The sequence below is a fragment of the Pseudomonas sp. BN505 genome (assembly GCF_029873175.1).
Classification (GTDB): Bacteria; Pseudomonadota; Gammaproteobacteria; order Pseudomonadales; family Pseudomonadaceae; genus Aquipseudomonas; species Aquipseudomonas putida.
Genome location: NZ_SSOI01000045.1, coordinates 393,071 through 414,324 on the forward strand (window position 1 = coordinate 393,071; position 21,254 = coordinate 414,324).

Below are 21,254 nucleotides of genomic sequence, written 5' to 3' on the forward strand. Positions count from 1 at the left end.
ACGCGAAACCTGTGGGAGCGGGCAAGCCCGCGAAGGGCCGCAAAGCGGCCCCAGGGATCTGCAATCAGGTCGCGGAACTGTACCGACGCACGCCATTCTCCTGCCGCGGCAACTGCGCCGCAACGCTACCCGGCACCGGGAACAGCACCAGGTGATCGGCTTTCACCGCAATCCCCACATCTTCACCGACCTGAAGGTCGTTATGGCTAGGGAAGATCGCTTCCAGCTGGCTGCCAGTGGGCAGTTGCAGGCGGTACAGGGTCGATGCCCCCAGGAAGCTCTTGCCAACGATGTTCGCCTGTAGCGCGCTGCCCGGTGCATACACGATATCGTCGGGCCGCAGCAGCACGTCCACCGAACTGCCCGGTGCCAGGATGTAGGCACGGTTGCCGCGCAGTTCTCCCAGCTCGGTATTGACGGCCTCGTGGCTGCTCATCTGCCCACGGATGAAGTACCCCTGGCCAATGAAGCTGGCCACGAACGGCGTCTGTGGTTCGTGGTAAAGGTTGTAGGGCGTGTCCCACTGCTCCAGGCGGCCTTCCTTGAACACACCGACCTGATCGCTGACGGCAAAGGCTTCTTCCTGGTCATGGGTAACCAGGATGGCGCTGGTGCCACGGCTCTTGAGAATATCGCGAACCTCATGGCTCAGGCGCCGGCGCAACTCCACGTCAAGGTTGGAGAATGGCTCGTCGAGCAGCAGCAACTGCGGTTCCGGCGCCAGCGCGCGGGCCAGGGCGACCCGTTGCTGCTGGCCGCCAGACAATTCGTGCGGGTAACGCCCGCCCAGGCCGCCAAGCTTGACCAGTTCGAGCATCTCTTCGATGACGGCGGCCTGGCGTGGGTGCTTGGCGATGCCAAAGGCAATGTTCTGCGCCACGGTCAGGTGCGGGAACAGCGCATAGTCCTGGAACACCATGCCGATGCGGCGCTTTTCCGGGGCCAGGGTGAAGCCGGCGCGGGAAATGACCTCGCCGGCCAGCTGGATCTCGCCTTCGTGTACCGGTTCGAAACCGGCAATGGCGCGCAGCGTGGTGGTTTTCCCGCAACCGGAGGAACCCAGCAGGCAACCGATGTCGCCTGCGTTCAGGTGCAGATTGAGGTTCTGGACGATGCGCTGGTCGCCGTAGCCGCAGGCGAGGTTGCGCAGGTTGAGCAGTAGGGGTTGACTCATGCGTGGTGGTAAGCCGGTTCTACAAGGAATTCGAGAAGCGCCTTCTGTGCATGCAGGCGGTTTTCAGCCTCGTCCCAGGCGACCGAACGTGGGTCGTCGAGCAGGTCCTGGCTGATTTCCTCGCCACGGTGGGCGGGCAGGCAGTGCATGAAGAGGACATCGGGTGCCGCCAGGTCGAGCAGTTCGCGGGTGACCTGGTAAGGCGCGAAATGCGCCAGGCGCCGTGCAGTTTCCTCCTCCTGACCCATGGAAGTCCAGACATCGGTGACCACCAGGTGTGCATCACGCACGGCTTCCTTGGCATCGCGGATGATCTGCACGCGGTCACCGCCCAGCGCCATGAAGCGCTGATCCGGCTCGTAGCCTTCGGGGCAGGCGATGCGCAGCTGGAAATCGAACTGCCTGGCGGCCTCGATATAGGAGTTGCACATGTTGAAACCGTCACCGATCCAGGTCACGGTCTTGCCCTGGATCGAGCCGCGGTGCTCGAGGAAGGTCTGCATGTCGGCCAGCAGTTGGCATGGGTGCGACTCGTCGGACAGGCCGTTGATCACCGGCACACGCGACTTGGCGGCGAATTCGGTCAGGGTGCTGTGGGCGTGGGTACGAATCATCACCACATCGACCATGCTCGACAGCACGATGGCGCTGTCACCGATCGGCTCGCCACGGCCCAGCTGGGTGTCGCGTGGCGACAGGAAGATGGCCTGGCCGCCCAGCTGGATCATGCCAGCCTCGAACGACACGCGGGTACGGGTCGAGGATTTCTCGAAGATCATGCCAAGCACGCGGTTCTTCAGGGGCTCGAACAGCACGCCTCGTTTGCGCAGGTCCTTCAGCTCGATGCCGCGGCGGATCACCCCGAGCAATTCGTCGGTGGTGAAGTCCAGCAGGGAGAGAAAGTGCCTAGCGCTCATGATTGACTACCTTATCTGCAACGGTATGCAGGTCGACCGTATGGTTTTTTTTGACAACGGGATTGACCTGCGGCGTAAGCCGCACGGGGCGGACGAAAATAGGGAAAGGCGCAATACTATAAGTAAATGTCGCCTGAAGCCAAGGGGGAACAGCGGCCTGATTGAAAAGGGTGTTGCAAAGGGTGTCTTCACCCGTCGGCCTGTGCTGTTTTTTATTTGCTACACGAGGTTGTACAGGGCTTGCTGGCAATTTGGCAAATGGCTGTCGCAAATCGTGTGCCTGATGTCGGTGGATTCACGCGGCGAAGGGCGCTGGCCGGGGGCAGGGGGCGGGCGCATAGTCAATGTTCGACAACAACAAGGCAGAGGCGGCCATGACCAAGACCCTGCATCACCGTGCCTGTCACCTGTGCGAAGCAATCTGCGGGCTGAACATCGAAGTCAGCCATGAAGACGACGGGCGGGCGCTAATCAGCTCGATCAAGGGCGACCCCCAGGACCCGTTCAGCCGTGGCCACGTCTGCCCCAAGGCCGTGGCCTTGCAGGACATCCAGAACGACCCTGACCGCCTGCGCCAGCCCCACAAGCGGGTAGGGGAGCGTTGGCAGGCCATCGGCTGGGACGAGGCCTTTGTCCTGGCCGCGGAAAAGTTGTGGGCGGTCCAGCAGGCTCACGGGCGCAATGCCGTGGCGGTCTACCAGGGCAACCCTAGCGTGCACAACTACGGTTTGATGACCCACAGCAATTACTTCCTCGGCCTGCTCAAGACACGCAACCGTTTCTCGGCCACCTCGGTGGACCAGCTGCCACAACACCTGGTCAGCCACCTGATGTATGGCCATGGCCTGCTGCTGCCGATTCCGGATATCGACCACGCCGACTTCATGCTGATTCTTGGCGGCAACCCGCTGGCCTCCAACGGCAGCATCATGACCGTGCCCGATGTGGAAAAGCGCCTCAAGGCCCTGCTTGGCCGGGGCGGGCGCCTGGTGGTGGTGGACCCTCGGCGCAGCGAAACGGCGGCCATGGCCGATACCCACCTGTTTATCCGTCCGGGTGGGGACGCAGCCTTGTTGTGCGGCGTGCTCAACACCCTGTTCGAGGAGGGCCTGGCGCAAGGTTCGCACTTACCCATCAACGGCCTGCAGCAGGTGCGTGAGGCGCTTGCCCCCCTCAGCGCCGAAGCCATGAGCCCGCATTGCGGCATTGCTGCTACGCAGATCCGCCAGCTGGCACGGGACTTCGCTGCGGCAGAAAAGGCCGTGTGCTATGGCCGCATGGGCGTTTCCACCCAAACCTTCGGAACCCTCTGCCACTGGCTGGTGCAACTGATCAACCTGGTCACCGGCAACCTCGACCGTGAAGGCGGCGCTTTGTGCACCGAGCCCGCCGTCGACCTGGTGGCCACCACCTCGGGCGGCCATTTCAACGCCTGGCAGAGCCGGGTCTCGGGTTTGCCCGAGTACGGTGGCGAGCTGCCCGTGGCGGCCCTGGCCGAAGAGATGCTGACACCTGGCGAAGGGCAGGTACGCGCCTTGGTGACAGTGGCCGGCAACCCGGTGCTGTCCACGCCTAACGGTCGCCAGCTGGATGCGGCCCTGGAAGGCCTGGAGTTCATGCTCAGCATCGACCTCTACATCAATGAAACCACTCGGCATGCCGACCTGATCCTGCCTTCCACCTCCTCGCTGGAAAACGACCACTACGACAGCACCTTCAACTTGCTGGCCGTGCGCAACGTCACCCGCTTCAACCGGGCGATCCTGGCCAAGCCGGACGGGGCGCTGCACGACTGGGAAATTTTCGTCGGCCTGGCCCAGGCGTTTGCCAGACGTGCCGAGCTTGAGTTGAAACCGACCTGGGCACCTGCGCAGATGATCGATCTGGCCTTGCGCAAGGGGCGCTATGGTGAAGCAACGCCTTGGCGTCTTTCACTGGCAACGCTGGACGAGCACCCACACGGCCTTGACCTCGGGCCGTTACGCAGCAACCTCGCTGCGCGCCTGGCGACTACCAGCAAGGCTGTCGAAGCGGCACCCCAGGTGTTGCTGGACGACCTTCACCGCCTGACGCAACTGGCACCGCCCGTACCGGGTGAGCTGCTGCTGATCGGCCGCCGCCATGTGCGCAGCAACAACTCATGGATGCACAATTTCCACCGCCTGGTGAAAGGCAAGCCTCGCCATCATCTGTTGATGCACCCGCAAGACCTGCAACAGCGACAGTTGCAGGACGGCCAGCGGGTGCGTATCCGCTCCCGCACGGGCGATCTCGAAGTCGAGGTGCAAGCCTGCGAGGACATGATGCCCGGGGTGGTCAGTCTGCCCCATGGCTTCGGTCACGGTCGTCAGGGCGTGCACATGCAGATCGCCCAGGCGCAGCCCGGGGTGAGCGCCAATGACCTGACCGACGAGCGCTTGCGGGACCAGGTTTCCGGCAACGCTGCGCTCAATGGCGTACCCGTGCAGGTGGAGGCCGCGTAAGGAACAGCTAGGCCGAGCACGCTGCTCGGCTTTCCGTTACAATGCGCCACCGTGCCGACAACAGCGTCGCAAAGTTAAGCCGAGGTGCTACATGGATATCATCGAAACGATCAAAGAGCAGATTGCCAACAACACCATTCTGCTTTACATGAAAGGCTCGCCGAATGCCCCGCAATGCGGGTTCTCGGCCAAGGCATCGCAAGCAGTGATGGGTTGTGGCGAGAAGTTCGCCTACGTCGACATCCTGCAGAACCCGGAAATCCGTGCCAACCTGCCAAAATATGCCAACTGGCCGACCTTCCCGCAGCTGTGGGTAGCCGGTGAGCTGGTTGGCGGTAGCGACATCATGCTGGAAATGTTCGAGAAGGGTGAGCTGCAAACCCTGATCAAGGACGCTGCTGCCAAAGCCAAGGCTTCCGAAGCCTGAGCTTCCGGCAAGCATAAAAAAACCCGCTGATAGCGGGTTTTTTTATGCGGCGAATAATTATTCTTCGCCCATCTGCGACTGCAGGTAGTTTTCGATAGTGATCTTGTCGATCAGCCCCAGTTGGGTTTCCAGCCAGTCGATGTGCTCTTCCTCGGATTCGAGGATCTCTTCAAGCATGTCACGCGAGCCGAAGTCGCCAGCGGTTTCGCAATGGGCGATGGCTGCCTTCAGGTCGGCCAGGCCTTTCTTTTCAAGCTTCAGGTCGCACTCGAGCATTTCCTTGGTGTGCTCGCCGATCAGCAGCTTGCCCAGGTCCTGAACGTTAGGGATGCCTTCGAGGAAGAGAATACGCTTGATCAGTTTGTCAGCGTGCTTCATCTCGTCGATGGATTCCTTGTACTCGTGCTTGCCGAGCTTGTTCAGGCCCCAATCTTCGTACATGCGAGCGTGCAGGAAGTACTGGTTGATCGCGACCAGCTCGTTTCCGAGGATCTTGTTGAGATGCTGGATGACGCTTACGTCGCCTTTCATTACGGGTTCCTGCCCTGTAGAAGTGTGCCAATACAGTGAAGTTTGAGCCCGATACTTAGTAGTGTCAAACCTAAGTTGTTGAATAATAAGTGAAAATTAATAGGAATAAGAATGTTTGTGAACCGCGTTGGAGCGCTAACTTATTGAATTCAGAGCATAAAAAAACCGGACACAGGGTCCGGTTCTTTGAATTCTGGGTTTTCAGGCCGCGGTAAATTCCACGGGATAGGGCAGGGCGGCCTGGCTGACCTGAAGCTCGGTCAGGGTCTCACGGACCACTTCCTTGGCCAGGCAGGCGCATTTGCCACACTGGCTTGCGACATTGGTCGCGGCTCGCACTTCCTTGTAACTGCAGCATCCTTCATAGATCGCATCGCGGATCTGTCCGTCGGTGACGCCGACACAAAGACACACATACATAAGGGCTGACCATCGCGGGTTGAGTCGATGGATTGGAGCTTAATGTTAATGAGAATGCTTGTCAAAGTGCTTTCTGAAAAGGCTGTGCTTGAGCGACCGGTGGTTGCCTGCCTGATGGATTCGGCCTGTCATCAGAAGCCGTGTATGATGGTCGGCCTTTGTTGGATGTCGGGCAAGCCCGTCTGGCCCGGCAAACGGTTTTTCACCCTCATCAGGAGATTACAATGAGCGTACTCGTTGGTAAGAAAGCCCCCGATTTCACCGTTCCAGCCGTGCTGGGCAATGGCGAGATCGTCGACAGCTTCAACCTGGCTTCGGCCATCAAGGGCAAGTACGGCCTGGTGTTCTTCTACCCGCTGGACTTCACCTTCGTCTGCCCGTCCGAGCTGATCGCCCTGGACAACCGCATCCCGGACTTCCAGGCGCGCAACGTCGAAGTGATCGGCGTGTCGATCGACTCGCACTTCACCCACAACGCCTGGCGTAACACCCCGGTCAACAACGGCGGCATCGGTCAGGTGAAGTACACCCTGGCTGCCGACATGACCCACGAAATCTGCAAAGCCTACGACGTAGAGTCCGAAGGCGGCGTGGCCTTCCGTGGCGCCTTCCTGATCGACACCAACGGTGTTGTCCGCTCGCAGATCATCAACGACCTGCCACTGGGCCGTAACATGGACGAGCTGCTGCGCCTGGTTGACGCCCTGCAGTTCCACGAAGAGCACGGCGAAGTCTGCCCTGCCAACTGGAAAAAAGGCGACAAAGGCATGAACGCTTCGCCAGAAGGCGTTGCTGCCTACCTGAGCGAGAACGCTGGCAAGTTGTAATTGCCGCTCGCATAAAAAACCGGCCTTCGTGGCCGGTTTTTTTGTGCCTGGACTTCAAGGCTTCCAGTGCCTGTCCTGGCCCTTTCGCGGCACAAGGCCGCTCCTACAGCAGTACGCATACCCCTGTAGGAGCGGCCTTGTGCCGCGAAAGGGCCGCAGCGCGGCCCCTGGATTCAACTCAATCGTTGAAGTCGCGCCAGCCGCCCATCTCTTTCCAGCGGTTGACGATGCCGCAGAACAGCTCGGCCGTCTTCTCGGTGTCATAACGCGCCGAGTGCGCCTCACGCCCGTCGAAGTCGATGTCCGCGCTCTGGCAGGCACGCGCCAGCACGGTCTGGCCATACGCCAGGCCCGCGAGGGTAGCGGTGTCGAAGCTTGAAAACGGGTGGAACGGGTTGCGCTTCAGGTCGTTGCGCGCCACCGCCGCATTGAGGAAGCCCAGGTCGAAGCTGCTGTTGTGGCCGACCAGGATCGCCCGCTTGCAGCCATTGGCCTTGAGTGCCTTGCGTACGCCGCGGAAGATGTCGGTCAGCGCGCTTTCCTCGCTGACGGCCATGCGCAGCGGGTGGTCCAGCTTGATGCCGGTAAACTCCAGCGCTGCGGCTTCGATGTTGGCGCCCTCGAACGGCTCTACCCGGTGGAAGTAAGTGTGCTCGGGGAACAGGAAGCCTTTCTCGTCCATGCCGATAGTGACGGCGGCAATTTCCAGCAGGGCATCGGTCGCGCTGTTGAAACCACCTGTCTCCACATCCACCACTACCGGCAGGTAGCCGCGGAAGCGCTCGGCCATCGGGTGGCGCGAACCGCTGCTGCCTTGGGTGTCCATGTCGTCTTCGTAGAGTTCTTCGCTCACGCGTTTTCCTCCAGCAGGCGCCAGCGCAGTTTTTCACCGGCGCGCAGCGGGATTACGGTCTGCTCGCCAAACGGCAGGGTGTCCGGGGCGGTCCATTCTTCACGCACCAGGGTAATGGTGTCGGTGTTCGCCGGCAGGCCGTAGAAGGCCGGGCCGTGCAGGCTGGCAAAGCCTTCCAGCTTGTCCAGCGCGTTACGCTGCTCGAACGCTTCGGCGTACATTTCGATGGCCGCGTAGGCGGTGTAGCAACCGGCGCACCCGCAGGCGGCTTCCTTGGCGTGACGAGCGTGCGGTGCCGAGTCGGTGCCCAGGAAGAACTTCGGGTTACCGCTGGTGGCCGCGTCCAGCAGCGCCACCTGGTGGGTGTTGCGCTTGAGGATCGGCAGGCAGTAGAAATGCGGGCGAATGCCGCCAACCAGCATGTGGTTGCGGTTGTACAGCAGGTGCTGGGCGGTGATGGTCGCGCCGACGTTGGCCGGGGCCTCGGTGACGAACTGCGCGGCGTCGCTGGTGGTGATGTGTTCGAACACCACCTTCAGCGTCGGGAAGCGCTCGACCAGACGGCGCATGTGCTCGTCGATGAAGCGCTTTTCGCGGTCGAACACGTCGATCTCGCTGCGGGTAACTTCGCCATGCACCAGTAGCGGCATGCCCACTTCCGCCAGTGCTTCTATGGCCGGGAGGATGTTGTCGATGCTGGTCACGCCGGAATCGGAGTTGGTGGTGGCGCCGGCCGGGTACAACTTGGCGGCGTACACGAAACCGCTGGCCTTGGCCGCGCGGATGTCCTCGGGGCTGGTGAGGTCGGTGAGGTACAGCACCATCAGCGGCTCGAAGCGGCTGCCGGCCGGGCGGGCAGCCAGGATGCGCTCGCGGTAGGCACCAGCCTGCTCGGCATTACGCACCGGAGGAACCAGGTTGGGCATGATGATGGCACGGGCGAAGGTACGCGCCACGTCGCCAACGGTGTGGGGCAAGACGGCACCATCGCGCAGATGGATGTGCCAGTCGTCGGGGCGCAGGAGGGTCAGGCGATCGGACATTGGGGATTCCAGGCGGGTCGAACTCAAGCCCCAATGCTACCGGAAAACCCTGGGGCGAGCACGGCTATCAAGTTTTCCGGCAGGCGTCCGATAGCCTGCAGGTAAGCCGTCAGAATTTGTGGAGCCGCCCGTGCGCCAGCGTTACCTAACCCTGTTGACCCTGTTCGCCAGCCTGCCGGCCGGCGCACTGACTTTCCAGACGCGCATGGAGAACATTGCCTGGAAGGTCGAGGGTGACCAGTTCGAGTGCCGTCTGATCCAGCCAATAGAAGGTTTTGGCAGCGGCGAGTTCGTGCGCCGGGCAGGTGAACAGCCGGTGTTCCAGCTGCGTTCGGACAGCAACGTACTGGGTGCAGGTACAGCCAGCCTGCTGGCGGCGGCGGCGCCGTGGCAGCCTGGGCGGGGTGATATCAACCTGGGCAGCGTGCGCATGGCGCGTACCGGGGTGCTGTTCAGCTCTTCCCAGGGCCAGGCCAGCCGCCTGATAAACGGCCTGCTCGACGGGCGCAGCACCGTGGTACGCAACTACACCGGTGAGGCCGGCAGGCCGATGGAAGTGCGCGTGCTGCCGGTCAGTTTCGCCAAGGCCTACAGCGACTACCAGGTTTGTGCCAGCAAGCTGCTGCCAATGAATTACGATCAGGTGCGCCAGACCCAGGTGGGCTTCCCGGGTGGCGGCACCGATCTGGACGCGTCGGCGCGTGCACGGCTGGATGTGATCCTGGATTACATGAAAGCCGACCCGACGGTAAACCACATCGAGCTGAACGGCCACTCCGACAACAGTGGCAACCGCCTGACCAATCGTGACCTGTCGCGCCGTCGCGCGCTGGCGGTGGCTGACTACTTCAAGGCCCATGGCTTGGCTGAAGAACAGATCACGGTGCGCTTCCATGGCGAGCAGTACCCGTTGGTGAAGAACAACAGCGCTGCCAACCGGGCGCGCAATCGCCGGGTGAATATCGAGCTGGATCGGGTTTCGGTGGTTGAGAAACCTGTGGAAAAACCGGCGCTAGCCGCCCCGGCCCCAGCCCCGGCCAGCCCGGCTGCTGCCGCGCCGGGGGCGAAGGCGCCCTGAGATCGGTGAGGCATACACCCGTCGCCCTTCCGACAGTTCCTGTCGCTTTGTCGTCAGAAGCTGTCGCCCCACTGTAAATTTATCCGCAAGGCCGTTAGAATCGATCCCTTTCCGTACAACCCCGTGGAGTGATGGCATGGCGGACGTAAAAAAGGTCGTACTGGCGTATTCCGGCGGCCTTGATACTTCGGTGATTCTCAAGTGGCTGCAGGATACCTACAACTGCGAAGTGGTGACCTTCACCGCTGACCTGGGTCAGGGCGAAGAGGTCGAGCCGGCCCGTGCCAAGGCCCAGGCAATGGGTGTTAAAGAGATCTACATCGACGACCTGCGCGAAGAATTCGTGCGTGATTTCGTGTTCCCGATGTTCCGCGCCAACACCGTATACGAAGGCGAGTACCTGCTGGGTACTTCCATCGCCCGTCCGCTGATCGCCAAGCGTCTGATCGAAATCGCCAACGAAACCGGCGCTGACGCCATTTCCCATGGCGCCACCGGCAAAGGCAACGACCAGGTGCGTTTCGAGCTGGGTGCCTACGCCCTGAAACCAGGCGTCAAGGTCATCGCCCCGTGGCGTGAGTGGGACCTGCTGTCCCGCGAAAAACTGATGGACTACGCCGAAAAGCACGGCATCCCGATCGAGCGCCACGGCAAGAAGAAGTCGCCGTACTCGATGGACGCCAACCTGCTGCACATCTCCTACGAAGGCGGTGTCCTGGAAGATACCTGGACCGAGCACGAAGAAGACATGTGGCGCTGGAGCGTCTCGCCTGAGAACGCCCCGGACCAGGCGACCTACATCGAGCTCACCTACCGTAACGGTGACATCGTTGCGATCGATGGCGTCGAGAAAACTCCGGCCACCGTCCTGGCCGACCTGAACCGTATCGGCGGTGCCAACGGCATCGGCCGCCTGGACATCGTCGAGAACCGTTACGTCGGCATGAAGTCGCGTGGCTGCTACGAGACCCCAGGCGGCACCATCATGCTCAAGGCCCACCGTGCCATCGAGTCGATCACCCTGGACCGCGAAGTCGCTCACCTGAAAGATGAGCTGATGCCGAAGTACGCCAGCCTGATCTACACCGGCTACTGGTGGAGCCCGGAGCGTCTGATGCTGCAACAGATGATCGACGCTTCGCAGGTCAACGTGAATGGCGTGGTACGCCTGAAGCTGTACAAAGGCAACGTGACCGTGGTCGGCCGCCAGTCGGACGACTCGCTGTTCGATGCCAACATCGCGACCTTCGAGGAAGATGGCGGCGCCTACAACCAGGCGGACGCGGCCGGCTTCATCAAGCTGAACGCACTGCGCATGCGCATTGCTGCTAACAAGGGCCGTTCGCTGCTCTGATTGCTGGCACGTGTCGTAGAAACCCCGGCTCAGGCCGGGGTTTTTTTTGGCTGCAGAAAAGTCCGGGCGTTTAGCGCTCGTCGTTCACGACATTTCCCTCGAGTGCGCTGATCGACAGCTGCGCACATTGACGTCTGTCCAGATTGCAAAAGCGCCAGGTGCGCGCTGGTACGGGGGGGTGGGCTAGTGCAGACAGGAGTTGCTGTTCCATCATGCGGTTGGCGTCGGGGCCGGAAAACATGAACGTGACTGGCTCGCCCTTGGTCGCTTCGTGGGGACCGTTGGTCATGGCAGGAGTTGTCACGTTGTTGGGGATCGGCATGTTGTCAGCGGTCGTTCTTCCGGGCGATGGGCTATAGAACGACTTGTAGTTGAAATTGAGCGTCAGGAAGAACAGTGCTGTGAGAAAAAACGGGAAGCCCACCAGAAACCAGGTGTAAAGTTTTTGGCTGGACTCGCTGAGAAATGGCAGTGTCGCGAGCGCGGAGGCTTCGATGATCCCCGCGAAGATGGCAATGATCGTCAGCGGGGCGACAGGTTGTGCTTGGGTCATTTGGGCCGTCTCCAGCGGTTTTGCCCATCTATACCTGACCGTTGAACTCAACTAAAGACTGGACTGGTTTCCGGGAGAGAACTAATCGCCGAATAGCCTGGTTGCCTTGATTTTTCACCTTGTTTGAGTTGGATGTTTCTTCAAGTGGGCGTCAGTTTTTCAACTGGTGCGAAATTGCGGGCGGGTGATACCGTCAGTTTGGTGATAAAGAATTTAGTTATTACAACTGCAGTAATTATTTGTAGGAAATTTCCGTAAGTTCTGTAAGTTTCATCTGCTCATCAGTTTCGCTGGGAATTCGCCGCGCCATCGGACGCCCTGTCGGTTATCGTGGCGTGCCAAAGCAAAAACAATGAATCAATGGATATCGCATGAATAAAGTGCTTATCGTGGATGATCATCCGGTCATACGCCTGGCCGTGCGCATGCTGATGGAGCGGCATGGGTATGACGTGGTGGCGGAAACCGACAACGGGGTGGCTGCACTGCAACTCACTCGGCAACACCTGCCGGATATCGTGGTACTGGATATTGGCATCCCCAGGCTTGATGGCCTGGAGGTGATCGCGCGCATGGCAACGTTCAGCCCGGGCAGCAAAGTCCTGGTACTGACGTCGCAGGCCCCCGGCAACTTCTCGATGCGCTGCATGCAGGCGGGGGCATCGGGTTACGTGTGCAAGCAGCAGGAGCTCACCGAATTGCTCAGCGCCATCAAGGCCGTGTTGTCAGGGTACAGCTACTTCCCCAACCAGGCCTTGCATGCGTCGCGTGGCAGGGGAGGGGGGAGCGAGACGGATATGGTCAACCGTCTTTCAGCGCGCGAGATGACCGTGTTGCAGCAGTTGGCGCGGGGGCGCTCGAACAAGGAAATTGCCGACAGCATGTTCCTCAGCAACAAGACGGTCAGTACCTACAAGTCCCGGCTATTGCTCAAGCTCAATGCGCGGTCGCTGGTTGACCTGATCGAACTGGCGCAGCGGCAAGGTCTTAACTGACTGCCAGGCCGCAAAGCCTCCCGTCAGGAGGCTTTGCCAGGGCTCCCGAGCAGCGCTACAGGTCGTAGTCGAAATCGGCCAGCTGCTTTTGCAGGCGCCGTTCTTCCAGCATGTTGTCGATGGTGCGGCGTTTGCTCAGGTTGGTCTTTGCGCTTTCCACCTGGGGTTCCGCGTCATCCTCTGTGGCAACAAAATCATCTTCGATCGACAGGTCGTCTTTATCGGTGCTCATGAGTCGCTCCAAGCCAAGGGGCCATTGGCCGTCCTTATAACCAGAAAGCAGACGCTGGTAAAAAAGATTTTTTCAATCGCCGCGAGTGGTTTTGAGCTATCGGCTCAATCGTCGCTGGTCTTGTGCTTGTATTCGCACAAGTCTTCGATCCGGCAACTGCCACACCTTGGCTTGCGGGCCTGGCACACATAGCGCCCATGCAGGATCAACCAGTGATGGGCATCGAGCAGGTAATCCTTTGGCACGAACTTGACCAGTTTCTTCTCCACCTCCAGCACCGTCTTGCCTGGCGCGATGCCGGTGCGGTTGCTGACCCGGAATATATGGGTATCCACCGCCATGGTCGGCTGGCGAAAGGCAGTGTTAAGCACCACGTTGGCGGTCTTGCGGCCCACGCCGGGCAGTGCCTCCAACGCTTCGCGGGTTTGCGGCACCTCGCTGCCATGCTGCTCTATCAGCATCCGGCAGGCTTCGATGACGTTTTTGGCCTTGCTGTTGTAAAGGCCGATGGTCTTGATGTATTCGCTCAGGCCTTCAACGCCCAGGGCATGGATGGCCTCGGGGGTGTTGGCGACGGGGAACAGGCGGGCGGTGGCCTTGTTGACGCCGACGTCAGTGGATTGCGCAGACAACGTCACGGCGACCAGCAGTTCGAACGGGGTGGTGTAGGCCAGTTCTGTCTTGGGGTCGGGGTTGTCTTCGTGCAGCCTGCGAAAGATCTCCAGGCGTTTGGCGGCATTCATGAAATCAGAGCTTTCCTTGACGACGTGGGTGGGCAGGGCCCGGACGCAGGCGATTGTACAAGGCCAGCAGCAGTCCGAGCAGTAGCAGTGCGCCGGGGGCCAGGCTGGCCAGGTGCAGGCCGGTCAGCTCAGCCAACCCTTGGCGGCTGGCGCCGAGCAGCAGGCAGATGCCAAGCACAGCGCCAAGGTGCCTGACGAGCAGGCGCCAGCGGCCCTGATCAGGCAACAGGTGGTCGTATGCCAGGCATGGCAAGCAAAGCAGCGCCGGATAGTGGCCCAGGGCTATGGCCAGTGGCAGCAGCCACGCACGCAAGGCCAGTTGCAGGCAGCTTGCCAGGGCGGCCAACAGCAACAGGCTTGCCAGCACGTACGCCCAGTTGGCCAGCCGCTGGAAGGGTGCGAGCAACACTTGGTGCAGGCTAACCATCACGATCGCGCACACGCCGATGGCGGCGCCCTCGCGCAGCGTTACGGTGGCACCGAGCATGGGCACAAGGCTTGCTGCCAGCCAGTAGACGCTATTCATGCGGGGTGACCTCCAGCAGCATGCTGCGCTGCTCATCGAAGTAGCTCAGGGCCTCCTGTAGTGCCGTGATCACGGCCCGTGAGGTCACGGTTGCGCCGGCCAGTTGGTCAAAGTCGCCTTGGTCCCGCTTCAGCGCCCAGTGGTCGCCCAACTGACGGTTGGCAAACTGCTCCAGCCAGTGCACCTGTGGGTCTCCCAGGCGTGCGCCCAACCCCGGGCTTTCCTGTTGCTCGACCACTTGGCTACCGATCAGCCGGCCGTCGGCGGCGATGGCGATGCTCAGCACGATCGGCCCGACATAACCTCGGGCCTGGGTGATCAGGATGATTGCGGTGGGCTCGCCGGCTCGGGTGGCCCGGTAAGCAGCCAGGATCCGGCTGTTTGGCCGCTGGGCGGCGGGCCTTGGCAGGGGGCTGTCCAGTGGCTGGTTGTCGTAACTGCCTTCAGGCAGCACCGCCAGCCGCTGGCGGCTTTGCAGTTGCTTCTCGGCGCTGACGATGGCGGTACTGGTCCAATGTCGCCAAGTCAGCGTGGCAGACACAGCCAGTGCCCCGGTCAGCAGCAGCAGGCCTGCGTCACGCGCAAGGCGGTTCATCGGGTGGCCTGCTGGCGCTGCTGGGCCAGGCGCTCAAGGCTCGGTGCCATGAGGTTCATCAGCAAGATGGCGAATGCCGTGCCATCCGGGTAGCTGCCCCAGGTGCGAATCAGGTAGATCAGCAGCCCGGCTCCCAGGCCGAAGCACAACCTGGCCCACTCATTTTTGGGGCCGGAGACGGGCTCGGTGGCAATGAAGAACGCCGCCAGCATGGTCGACCCAGAGAACAGGTGCAGCAAGGGTGAGCCATTGGAGTCCGACCCCGAACCGTTCCAGCCCAACAGGCTGAACACGAATAGCCCTGCCAGCAAGCCCGCAGGCGCGTGCCAGCTGATCACCTTGCGCTGCAGCAGGAACAGGCCGCCAAGCAGGAACGCCAGGTTGGCCCATTCGCTGCCCCTGCCGCCAATACTGCCGAAGCCCGGATGACTGGCGAACAGCTCGTCAATGGTCAGGCTGCGATTGTGGCGCAGGCCGTCGAGCAGCGTAGGCCGAGCCCAGGCATCAATGTGACCACCTGTAAACACCTGCTGCAGGCTTTCCAGCAGGCCAGGTGCAGGCCCTGGCCAATGGCTCATCTGCAACGGGAAGCTCAGCAATACGAAGGCATAACCGACCATGGCCGGGTTGAACAGGTTGCGCCCGACACCGCCAAACGCTTGCTTGCCGATGCCGATGGCAACGCTGGTGGCGACCACAGGTAACCACCAAGGGGCGAGGGTGGGCAGGGCGCACGCCAGCAAGACGGCTGTCACCAGTGCGCTGCCATCGCTCAGCGCTGGCTTCGGCGGTTGCCCGCGCATTGCAAGCAGCAGGGTTTCGCACAGTATGGCGGCACTGGCGCAGAGCAACAGGTTTACCAGCAAACCCCAGCCGTGCAGCCACAGCAGTGTCAGCAGGCCAGGTATGCAGGCCAGCAAGACCAGGCCCATGCTGGTGCGTAGTCGCGGGTCGGGGCTGGTGTTCATTGTGCAAACAACCCATTGAAACCGGAAAATGCCATGGCCATTACCCCGGCACCGATCAATTCGATAGGCAGGCCGCGCAGCACGCCGGGGATATCGGCATGGGCACTGCGCTGACGCAGGTCAGTGAACAAGACCAGCGCCAGCCAGAAGCCAGCACCGGCCAGCAAGGCTTGCAGCAGGATGGCGGGCCACGTGCTGTCGTCGCTGGCCTGCTGTAGCGCCAGCCCAAGCGCTACGGCATTGCTCAAGAGCAGGGCTGGCAACCCCGTCACGGGCCAGGTCGGGCGCCATTTGGCCAGCAGCCACGGCACACCCCATGCAAGCAATGCCAGCCAGGGCAATAGCACGAACAGGGCAAGGTCCTGGATGTGCAACGGGTCAAGCACCCCTCGCATCAGCAACTGGGCACCGATCACGCCCAGCGCAATGCACAGCGCGCAGGCCAGGCCGTGCACATGCAAGTGCAGCCTGGGGGCTGACGGTTGTAGCAGGCACAGGTGATTGACCAGCGCGGCGCTGATCAGGACCAGGATGTAGTCGCTCATGAGATGACGATAGCCGGGAATCAGGGTGGTTGTCCGGCAAGCAAGGCGCAGAAGGAACTGCCCCGGCACGAGGGCCGGGGCAGGGGCGTTACTTGATGCGCTGGCCAGGCTTGGCGCCGCTGTCCGGGCTCAGCAGGTAGATTTCTTCACCGCCAGGGCCGGCGGCCATGACCATGCCCTCGGACACGCCAAAGCGCATCTTCCGTGGCTTGAGGTTGGCAACCATCATGGTCAGGCGGCCTTCCAGCTTGGACGGGTCGGGGTAAGCCGACTTGATGCCGGAGAACACGTTGCGGCGCTCGTCACCGATATCCAGGGTCAGTTGCAGCAGCTTGTCGGCGCCAGCTACGGCTTCGGCTTTGACGATCAGTGCCACGCGCAGGTCAACGGCAGCGAAGGTGTCGAACTCGATTTCTGCCGAAAGCGGGTCCTTGGTCAGCTCGCCATTGCCGGCCGGGGCCTTGGCTTCGGCGGCCAGCAGGTCTTCCTTGCTGGCTGCGATCATGGCTTCGACCTTGGCCGGTTCGATGCGGCTCATCAGTGCCTTGAACGGGTTCAGCTGGTGGTTTTCCAGGCGCGACAGGTGGTCGTTCCAGGCCAGCGGGGCAACGTTGAGGAAGGCCTCGGCGTCGGCGGCCAGCACGGGCAGCACGGGCTTGAGGAAGATCACCAGCTGACGGAACAGGTTGATGCCTTGGGCGCAGATGGCCTGCACTTCATCCTGCTTGCCTTCCTGCTTGGCCAGCGACCACGGTGCCTTGTCGGCGATCCAGGCGTTGGCGCGGTCGGCCAGCGCCATGATCTCGCGCATGGCGCGGCCGAAGTCGCGGCCTTCGTAGGCTTCGGCGATAGACGGGGCAGCGGCCAGGAAGGCCTCGGTCAGCTCCGGTGCGGCATCGCCGGCCACCATCACGCCTTCATTGCCTTTGTGGATGAACCCGGCGCAGCGGCTGGCGATGTTGACTACCTTGCCCACCAGGTCGGAGTTGACCTTCTGCACGAAGTCTTCCAGGTTCAGGTCCAGGTCGTCGACGCCACGGCCCAGCTTGGCCGCGTAGTAATAACGCAGGTATTCCGGCTGCAGGTGGTCAAGGTAGGTGCGGGCCTTGATGAAGGTGCCGCGCGACTTGGACATCTTGGCGCCGTTGACGGTCAGGTAGCCGTGCACGTTGACCGCGGTCGGCTTGCGGAAGCCGGCGCCTTCGAGCATGGCGGGCCAGAACAGGGCGTGGAAGTTGACGATGTCCTTGCCGATGAAGTGGTACAGCTCGGCCTTGGAGTCTTCCTTCCAGAAGGCGTCGAAGTCCAGCTCTGGGCGGCGTGCGCACAGGTTCTTGAAGCTGGCCATGTAGCCGATTGGCGCGTCCAGCCACACGTAGAAGTACTTGCCCGGTTCGCCCGGGATCTCGAAGCCGAAGTACGGCGCGTCACGGGAGATATCCCACTCCTGCAGGCCGGAATCCAGCCATTCGGCCAGCTTGTTGGCCACCGCATCCTGCAGGGTGCCGCTGCGGGTCCACTGCTGCAGCATGGCCTGGAAGTCGGGCAGCTTGAAGAAGAAGTGCTGCGAATCACGCAGTACCGGGGTGGCGCCGGAAATCGCCGACTTCGGGTTCTTCAGCTCGGTAGGCGCGTAGGTGGCGCCGCATTTTTCACAGTTGTCGCCGTACTGGTCTTCGGCCGCGCACTTGGGGCAGGTACCCTTGATGAAGCGGTCGGCCAGGAACATGCCCTTTTCCGGGTCGAAATACTGGGTCACCGAACGGGTGGCGATGTGCCCGGCTTCACGCAGGCGCGTGTAGATCATGCTCGACAGTTCGCGGTTTTCTTCGCTGTGGGTGGAGTGGAAGTTGTCGAACTCCACCAGGAAGTCTGCGAAGTCGCCGCTGTGCTCGGCCTGGACGTTGGCGATCAGCTGTTCCGGCGTGATGCCTTCCTTTTCGGCACGCAGCATGATGGCCGAGCCGTGGGCGTCGTCGGCGCAGACGTAGATGCACTGGTTGCCGCGCATTTTCTGGAAGCGGACCCACATGTCTGTCTGGATGTACTCGAGCATATGGCCAAGATGGATGGATCCATTGGCATAGGGCAGGGCGCTGGTGACGAGAATCTGACGTGGCTCGGACATGGTGGCTCGGCTACTTATCTGGCTACGGGGTAAAAATGAGGGTGATCGGCCACTATAAAGGGCTGGCGAAGATATTTCACCCCGCATGCGCATCTGCTGACGATTGACGGGTTAGGATAGGCGCCTGTTCTACATCAAGTTTGCCAATGGGAGTCTCCATGAGTGCCGTCACCCGTGCCGCCGTCGAAGGCGTGCTTCGCCAGTACACCGACCCCTACCTGAACCAGGACCCGGTCAGCGCCGGTTGCGTGCGCGCCATTCATATCCAGGGCGGGCAGGTCAGCGTGCAATTGCAGTTGGGGTATGCCGCCGGGCTGTTCAAGAGCGGCTGGGCCCAGGTGCTGCAGACCGCCATCGGCAACCTTGAGGGCGTCAGCAGCGCCCAGGTGTCGATCGATTGCCAGGTGGCCGCGCACAAGGCCCAGGTACCGGCCATGGCCAACGTCAAGAACATCATCGCCGTGGCCTCGGGCAAGGGTGGGGTAGGCAAGTCGACCACCGCGGCCAACCTGGCCTTGGCCTTGGCCCGCGAAGGCGCGCGCGTGGGTATTCTCGATGCCGACATCTACGGCCCAAGCCAGGGCGTAATGTTCGGTATTGCTGAAGGCACCCGCCCACAGATCCGTGACCAGAAGTGGTTTGTGCCGATCAAGGCCCATGGTGTGGAAGTCATGTCCATGGCGTTCCTCACCGACGACAACACGCCGATGGTTTGGCGTGGCCCGATGGTTTCCGGTGCGCTGCTGCAACTGGTGACCCAAACCGCCTGGGACGACCTGGATTACCTGGTGATCGACATGCCGCCGGGCACCGGCGATATCCAGCTGACCCTGGCGCAGAAAGTGCCGGTGGCCGGCTCTGTGATCGTCACCACCCCGCAGGACCTGGCGTTGCTGGATGCCAAGAAGGGCGTGGAGATGTTCCGCAAGGTCAACATCCCGGTGCTCGGCGTGGTCGAGAACATGGCCGTGCATATCTGTTCAAACTGTGGTCATGCCGAGCATCTGTTCGGCGAAGGCGGTGGTGAGAAGCTGGCGAGCCAGTATGGCGTCGATCTGCTGGCCTCGTTGCCGCTGTCGATGCTGATCCGCGAGCAGGCCGACAGCGGCAAGCCCACGGCGATTGCCGAGCCGGAAAGCCAGATTGCCATGGTCTATCAGGAACTGGCCCGCCAGGTGGGTGCACGGATCGTACTGCAGGAAGCAGCCGCACCGGCGATGCCGAGCATTACCATAAGCGAAGACTGACGCATTTCCTGTGGGAGCGGCCTTGTGTCGCGAAAGGGCCGCAAAGCGGCCCCAGCAGTATTTGGCTGGATCACATACCTTGGGGGGGGGGCTTCGCCCCCCTTTCGCGACACAAGGTCGCTCCTACACAGGCATAAAAAAACCCGCCAGAAGGCGGGTTTTTTTGAAAGCTAGGAAGCTAAATCGCTTAGGCGATTTGAACTTCTTCAGCCTGCATGCCTTTCTGGCCGCGGGTAGCGACGAAAGTAACAGCCTGGCCTTCTTTCAGGGTTTTGAAGCCGTCAGCTTGGATGGCTTTGAAGTGCACGAACAGGTCGTCGCCCGACTGAGGGGTGATGAAGCCGTAGCCTTTTTCATCGTTGAACCACTTAACGGTACCGTTTTGACGGTTGGACATTTTTCTGTCTCCTTGGACAATTTAAGAACGGTCAGGAAAAACCCTGCCCGGGACTGAGCGCAAAGAGAGCAGAAAATTCAGCGATGGGCCGATCAGGATCGTGCATCAAACTAGAGATTCTCGGTGTCACGTGCAGCACAGTGGCGTCACCTTACCCCACTTTCCGCAACCTGCCAATGGTCTGAAGGTGCTTTAGGCAAATTCGGATCGACGGTGGCTGCAGCCTCCGCTTGGCGCGGGATGCGGCATAGAACTTTAACCTGGGCGCCGGGACCGGTAAGATGCGGATCACGATTTTTACCACGCAACTCTTCAGGACACCCCCGCCATGAGCATCAAATCGGACAAGTGGATTCGCCGCATGGCGCAGGAACACGGCATGATCGAACCGTTCGTCGAGCGCCAGGTGCGCGGCGAACAGGACAGCCGGGTCATTTCCTTCGGTGTCTCCAGCTATGGCTACGACGTGCGCTGCGCCGACGAATTCAAGGTTTTCACCAACATCAACTCGGCCACCGTCGACCCCAAGAACTTCGATGCCGGCAGCTTCGTCGATATCAAGAGCGACGTGTGCATCATCCCGCCGAACTCCTTCGCCCTGGCCCGCACCGTCGAGTACTTCCGCATTCCGCGTGACGTGCTGACCATCTGCCTGGGCAAGAGCACCTATGCCCGTTGCGGCATCATCGTCAATGTCACCCCGCTCGAGCCCGAGTGGGAAGGCCATGTGACGCTGGAGTTCTCCAACACCACCACGCTGCCGGCAAAAATTTACGCCAACGAAGGCGTGGCACAGATGCTGTTCCTGCAGTCTGACGAAGAGTGCGAAGTGTCCTACAAGGACCGTGGCGGAAAATACCAGGGCCAGCGCGGCGTTACCCTGCCACGTACCTGACCCGACAAACGCGGGGAATTCCCCGTGCCTTTGGCACTCCAACGCAGTAATGCCGGTGCGCATGATGTGCATCGGCCTTCGTCAGGAGCCGCCAATGAAACTCCATCCCGCAATCAGTGCCAAGCTGGCAGGCCTGCAGCCGAACCACATCGGGTTGTTGCCCTGGTCATTGCTGGCGCACCCGCTGCCGATGCAGGCGGGGGGCGTGCCCCATCAGCCTGATCCCGATACGCCACAGCCACCGGAACCGGGTGAAACGCAACCCATGGAGCCGGGTGAGCCGACGTTGCCCGACGAGCCGCCGCCAGCGCCTGTAGCCTGAG

The 21,254-nt window shown here is 61.5% G+C and carries 24 protein-coding genes; 9 read left to right on the forward strand and 15 right to left on the reverse strand.

Annotated features, from left to right (window positions below):
• Positions 1–64: 64 nt before the first annotated feature.
• Positions 65–1,174, reverse strand: a complete 1,110-nt coding sequence (locus E8E78_RS14965; RefSeq protein WP_049275790.1) for an ABC transporter ATP-binding protein — start codon at positions 1,172–1,174, stop codon at positions 65–67.
• Positions 1,171–2,091 (reverse strand): ornithine carbamoyltransferase, encoded by a 921-nt coding sequence (argF, locus tag E8E78_RS14970; protein WP_016498209.1) that lies wholly within the window; start codon positions 2,089–2,091, stop codon positions 1,171–1,173. Before argF ends, E8E78_RS14965 begins: the two co-directional genes overlap by 4 nt.
• A gap of 374 nt (positions 2,092–2,465) precedes the next feature.
• Here argF and E8E78_RS14975 point away from each other — a divergent pair, with 374 nt between their 5' ends.
• Complete coding sequence (locus E8E78_RS14975; protein ID WP_049275792.1) at positions 2,466–4,574, forward strand: molybdopterin-dependent oxidoreductase; 2,109 nt, start codon at positions 2,466–2,468, stop codon at positions 4,572–4,574.
• Positions 4,575–4,665: 91 nt separating this feature from the next.
• Positions 4,666–5,001, forward strand: coding sequence for a Grx4 family monothiol glutaredoxin (gene grxD / locus E8E78_RS14980; RefSeq protein WP_016498211.1), 336 nt, complete (start codon positions 4,666–4,668; stop codon positions 4,999–5,001).
• 57 nt (positions 5,002–5,058) lie between these two features.
• Here grxD and bfr read toward each other — a convergent pair whose 3' ends face one another.
• Both bfr and E8E78_RS14990 read right to left on the reverse strand, forming a co-directional pair.
• A complete protein-coding gene (bfr, locus tag E8E78_RS14985; protein WP_016498212.1) occupies positions 5,059–5,532 on the reverse strand; it encodes a bacterioferritin in 474 nt (157 codons plus the stop codon).
• 201 nt (positions 5,533–5,733) lie between these two features.
• Positions 5,734–5,952, reverse strand: coding sequence for a bacterioferritin-associated ferredoxin (locus E8E78_RS14990; protein ID WP_016488781.1), 219 nt, complete (start codon positions 5,950–5,952; stop codon positions 5,734–5,736).
• Positions 5,953–6,176: 224 nt separating this feature from the next.
• On the opposite strand from E8E78_RS14990, the gene E8E78_RS14995 reads away from it, so the two are divergent.
• The gene (locus E8E78_RS14995; protein ID WP_012273884.1) at positions 6,177–6,779 is read left to right on the forward strand and encodes a peroxiredoxin; all 603 of its coding nucleotides are present in this window, start codon (positions 6,177–6,179) and stop codon (positions 6,777–6,779) included.
• Between the two features lie 178 nt (positions 6,780–6,957).
• Here the strand turns inward: E8E78_RS14995 and rnt are convergent, their stop codons facing one another.
• Positions 6,958–7,632 (reverse strand): ribonuclease T, encoded by a 675-nt coding sequence (gene rnt / locus E8E78_RS15000; RefSeq protein ID WP_016498213.1) that lies wholly within the window; start codon positions 7,630–7,632, stop codon positions 6,958–6,960.
• Positions 7,629–8,675 (reverse strand): dihydroorotase, encoded by a 1,047-nt coding sequence (gene pyrC / locus E8E78_RS15005; RefSeq protein ID WP_049275789.1) that lies wholly within the window; start codon positions 8,673–8,675, stop codon positions 7,629–7,631. The genes rnt and pyrC overlap by 4 nt, the downstream gene beginning before the upstream one ends.
• A 130-nt stretch (positions 8,676–8,805) precedes the next feature.
• On the opposite strand from pyrC, the gene E8E78_RS15010 reads away from it, so the two are divergent.
• Together E8E78_RS15010 and E8E78_RS15015 are read left to right on the forward strand one after the other, a co-directional pair.
• Positions 8,806–9,753 (forward strand): OmpA family protein, encoded by a 948-nt coding sequence (locus E8E78_RS15010; RefSeq protein ID WP_049275788.1) that lies wholly within the window; start codon positions 8,806–8,808, stop codon positions 9,751–9,753.
• 136 nt (positions 9,754–9,889) lie between these two features.
• Positions 9,890–11,107, forward strand: coding sequence for an argininosuccinate synthase (locus E8E78_RS15015; protein ID WP_016498216.1), 1,218 nt, complete (start codon positions 9,890–9,892; stop codon positions 11,105–11,107).
• 70 nt (positions 11,108–11,177) lie between these two features.
• Here E8E78_RS15015 and E8E78_RS15020 read toward each other — a convergent pair whose 3' ends face one another.
• On the reverse strand, positions 11,178–11,660 hold the full coding sequence (locus E8E78_RS15020) for a hypothetical protein (protein ID WP_049275787.1): 483 nt from the start codon (positions 11,658–11,660) through the stop codon (positions 11,178–11,180).
• Between the two features lie 371 nt (positions 11,661–12,031).
• Between E8E78_RS15020 and E8E78_RS15025 the strand changes: the two genes are divergently transcribed.
• Positions 12,032–12,655 carry a response regulator transcription factor gene (locus E8E78_RS15025; RefSeq protein WP_016488774.1) on the forward strand — a complete coding sequence of 208 codons (624 nt, stop codon included), beginning with the start codon at positions 12,032–12,034 and terminating at the stop codon, positions 12,653–12,655.
• 55 nt (positions 12,656–12,710) lie between these two features.
• Here E8E78_RS15025 and E8E78_RS15030 read toward each other — a convergent pair whose 3' ends face one another.
• The 7 genes from E8E78_RS15030 to metG form a co-directional block, all read right to left on the reverse strand.
• Positions 12,711–12,887: a hypothetical protein gene (locus E8E78_RS15030; protein WP_049275786.1), complete on the reverse strand. Its 177-nt coding sequence runs from the start codon at positions 12,885–12,887 to the stop codon at positions 12,711–12,713.
• A gap of 104 nt (positions 12,888–12,991) precedes the next feature.
• A complete protein-coding gene (gene nth, locus E8E78_RS15035) occupies positions 12,992–13,630 on the reverse strand; it encodes an endonuclease III (protein WP_016498219.1) in 639 nt (212 codons plus the stop codon).
• Between the two features lie 4 nt (positions 13,631–13,634).
• Positions 13,635–14,156, reverse strand: coding sequence for a hypothetical protein (locus tag E8E78_RS15040; RefSeq protein WP_049275785.1), 522 nt, complete (start codon positions 14,154–14,156; stop codon positions 13,635–13,637).
• On the reverse strand, positions 14,149–14,751 hold the full coding sequence (locus E8E78_RS15045) for an RnfABCDGE type electron transport complex subunit G (protein WP_049275784.1): 603 nt from the start codon (positions 14,749–14,751) through the stop codon (positions 14,149–14,151). The genes E8E78_RS15040 and E8E78_RS15045 overlap by 8 nt, the downstream gene beginning before the upstream one ends.
• A complete protein-coding gene (locus E8E78_RS15050) occupies positions 14,748–15,719 on the reverse strand; it encodes an RnfABCDGE type electron transport complex subunit D (RefSeq protein WP_280312951.1) in 972 nt (323 codons plus the stop codon). Before E8E78_RS15050 ends, E8E78_RS15045 begins: the two co-directional genes overlap by 4 nt.
• Positions 15,716–16,264, reverse strand: a complete 549-nt coding sequence (locus tag E8E78_RS15055; RefSeq protein ID WP_049275780.1) for an Rnf-Nqr domain containing protein — start codon at positions 16,262–16,264, stop codon at positions 15,716–15,718. The genes E8E78_RS15050 and E8E78_RS15055 overlap by 4 nt, the downstream gene beginning before the upstream one ends.
• Before the next feature lie 88 nt (positions 16,265–16,352).
• On the reverse strand, positions 16,353–18,392 hold the full coding sequence (gene metG, locus E8E78_RS15060; protein WP_049275779.1) for a methionine--tRNA ligase: 2,040 nt from the start codon (positions 18,390–18,392) through the stop codon (positions 16,353–16,355).
• Positions 18,393–18,550: 158 nt separating this feature from the next.
• Here metG and apbC point away from each other — a divergent pair, with 158 nt between their 5' ends.
• Positions 18,551–19,639 (forward strand): iron-sulfur cluster carrier protein ApbC, encoded by a 1,089-nt coding sequence (gene apbC / locus E8E78_RS15065; RefSeq protein ID WP_280312948.1) that lies wholly within the window; start codon positions 18,551–18,553, stop codon positions 19,637–19,639.
• Positions 19,640–19,826: 187 nt separating this feature from the next.
• Here apbC and E8E78_RS15070 read toward each other — a convergent pair whose 3' ends face one another.
• The gene (locus E8E78_RS15070) at positions 19,827–20,036 is read right to left on the reverse strand and encodes a cold-shock protein (RefSeq protein WP_012273869.1); all 210 of its coding nucleotides are present in this window, start codon (positions 20,034–20,036) and stop codon (positions 19,827–19,829) included.
• A 328-nt stretch (positions 20,037–20,364) separates the two neighbouring features.
• On the opposite strand from E8E78_RS15070, the gene dcd reads away from it, so the two are divergent.
• Complete coding sequence (dcd, locus tag E8E78_RS15075; RefSeq protein ID WP_003258001.1) at positions 20,365–20,931, forward strand: dCTP deaminase; 567 nt, start codon at positions 20,365–20,367, stop codon at positions 20,929–20,931.
• A gap of 94 nt (positions 20,932–21,025) precedes the next feature.
• Positions 21,026–21,253 carry a hypothetical protein gene (locus E8E78_RS15080; RefSeq protein ID WP_016498226.1) on the forward strand — a complete coding sequence of 76 codons (228 nt, stop codon included), beginning with the start codon at positions 21,026–21,028 and terminating at the stop codon, positions 21,251–21,253.
• Position 21,254: the final 1 nt, after the last annotated feature.

What these genes read in the sequence shown, in the direction of transcription:
- E8E78_RS14965 (WP_049275790.1), bottom strand. Translation starts at nt 1,174, where the DNA reads ATGAGTCAACCCCTACTGCTCAACCTGCGCAACCTCGCCTGCGGCTAC.
- argF (WP_016498209.1), bottom strand. Translation starts at nt 2,091, where the DNA reads ATGAGCGCTAGGCACTTTCTCTCCCTGCTGGACTTCACCACCGACGAA.
- E8E78_RS14975 (WP_049275792.1), top strand. Translation starts at nt 2,466, where the DNA reads ATGACCAAGACCCTGCATCACCGTGCCTGTCACCTGTGCGAAGCAATC.
- grxD (WP_016498211.1), top strand. Translation starts at nt 4,666, where the DNA reads ATGGATATCATCGAAACGATCAAAGAGCAGATTGCCAACAACACCATT.
- bfr (WP_016498212.1), bottom strand. Translation starts at nt 5,532, where the DNA reads ATGAAAGGCGACGTAAGCGTCATCCAGCATCTCAACAAGATCCTCGGA.
- E8E78_RS14990 (WP_016488781.1), bottom strand. Translation starts at nt 5,952, where the DNA reads ATGTATGTGTGTCTTTGTGTCGGCGTCACCGACGGACAGATCCGCGAT.
- E8E78_RS14995 (WP_012273884.1), top strand. Translation starts at nt 6,177, where the DNA reads ATGAGCGTACTCGTTGGTAAGAAAGCCCCCGATTTCACCGTTCCAGCC.
- pyrC (WP_049275789.1), bottom strand. Translation starts at nt 8,675, where the DNA reads ATGTCCGATCGCCTGACCCTCCTGCGCCCCGACGACTGGCACATCCAT.
- E8E78_RS15015 (WP_016498216.1), top strand. Translation starts at nt 9,890, where the DNA reads ATGGCGGACGTAAAAAAGGTCGTACTGGCGTATTCCGGCGGCCTTGAT.
- E8E78_RS15020 (WP_049275787.1), bottom strand. Translation starts at nt 11,660, where the DNA reads ATGACCCAAGCACAACCTGTCGCCCCGCTGACGATCATTGCCATCTTC.
- E8E78_RS15025 (WP_016488774.1), top strand. Translation starts at nt 12,032, where the DNA reads ATGAATAAAGTGCTTATCGTGGATGATCATCCGGTCATACGCCTGGCC.
- E8E78_RS15030 (WP_049275786.1), bottom strand. Translation starts at nt 12,887, where the DNA reads ATGAGCACCGATAAAGACGACCTGTCGATCGAAGATGATTTTGTTGCC.
- nth (WP_016498219.1), bottom strand. Translation starts at nt 13,630, where the DNA reads ATGAATGCCGCCAAACGCCTGGAGATCTTTCGCAGGCTGCACGAAGAC.
- E8E78_RS15040 (WP_049275785.1), bottom strand. Translation starts at nt 14,156, where the DNA reads ATGAATAGCGTCTACTGGCTGGCAGCAAGCCTTGTGCCCATGCTCGGT.
- E8E78_RS15045 (WP_049275784.1), bottom strand. Translation starts at nt 14,751, where the DNA reads ATGAACCGCCTTGCGCGTGACGCAGGCCTGCTGCTGCTGACCGGGGCA.
- E8E78_RS15050 (WP_280312951.1), bottom strand. Translation starts at nt 15,719, where the DNA reads ATGAACACCAGCCCCGACCCGCGACTACGCACCAGCATGGGCCTGGTC.
- E8E78_RS15055 (WP_049275780.1), bottom strand. Translation starts at nt 16,264, where the DNA reads ATGAGCGACTACATCCTGGTCCTGATCAGCGCCGCGCTGGTCAATCAC.
- metG (WP_049275779.1), bottom strand. Translation starts at nt 18,392, where the DNA reads ATGTCCGAGCCACGTCAGATTCTCGTCACCAGCGCCCTGCCCTATGCC.
- apbC (WP_280312948.1), top strand. Translation starts at nt 18,551, where the DNA reads ATGAGTGCCGTCACCCGTGCCGCCGTCGAAGGCGTGCTTCGCCAGTAC.
- E8E78_RS15070 (WP_012273869.1), bottom strand. Translation starts at nt 20,036, where the DNA reads ATGTCCAACCGTCAAAACGGTACCGTTAAGTGGTTCAACGATGAAAAA.
- dcd (WP_003258001.1), top strand. Translation starts at nt 20,365, where the DNA reads ATGAGCATCAAATCGGACAAGTGGATTCGCCGCATGGCGCAGGAACAC.
- E8E78_RS15080 (WP_016498226.1), top strand. Translation starts at nt 21,026, where the DNA reads ATGAAACTCCATCCCGCAATCAGTGCCAAGCTGGCAGGCCTGCAGCCG.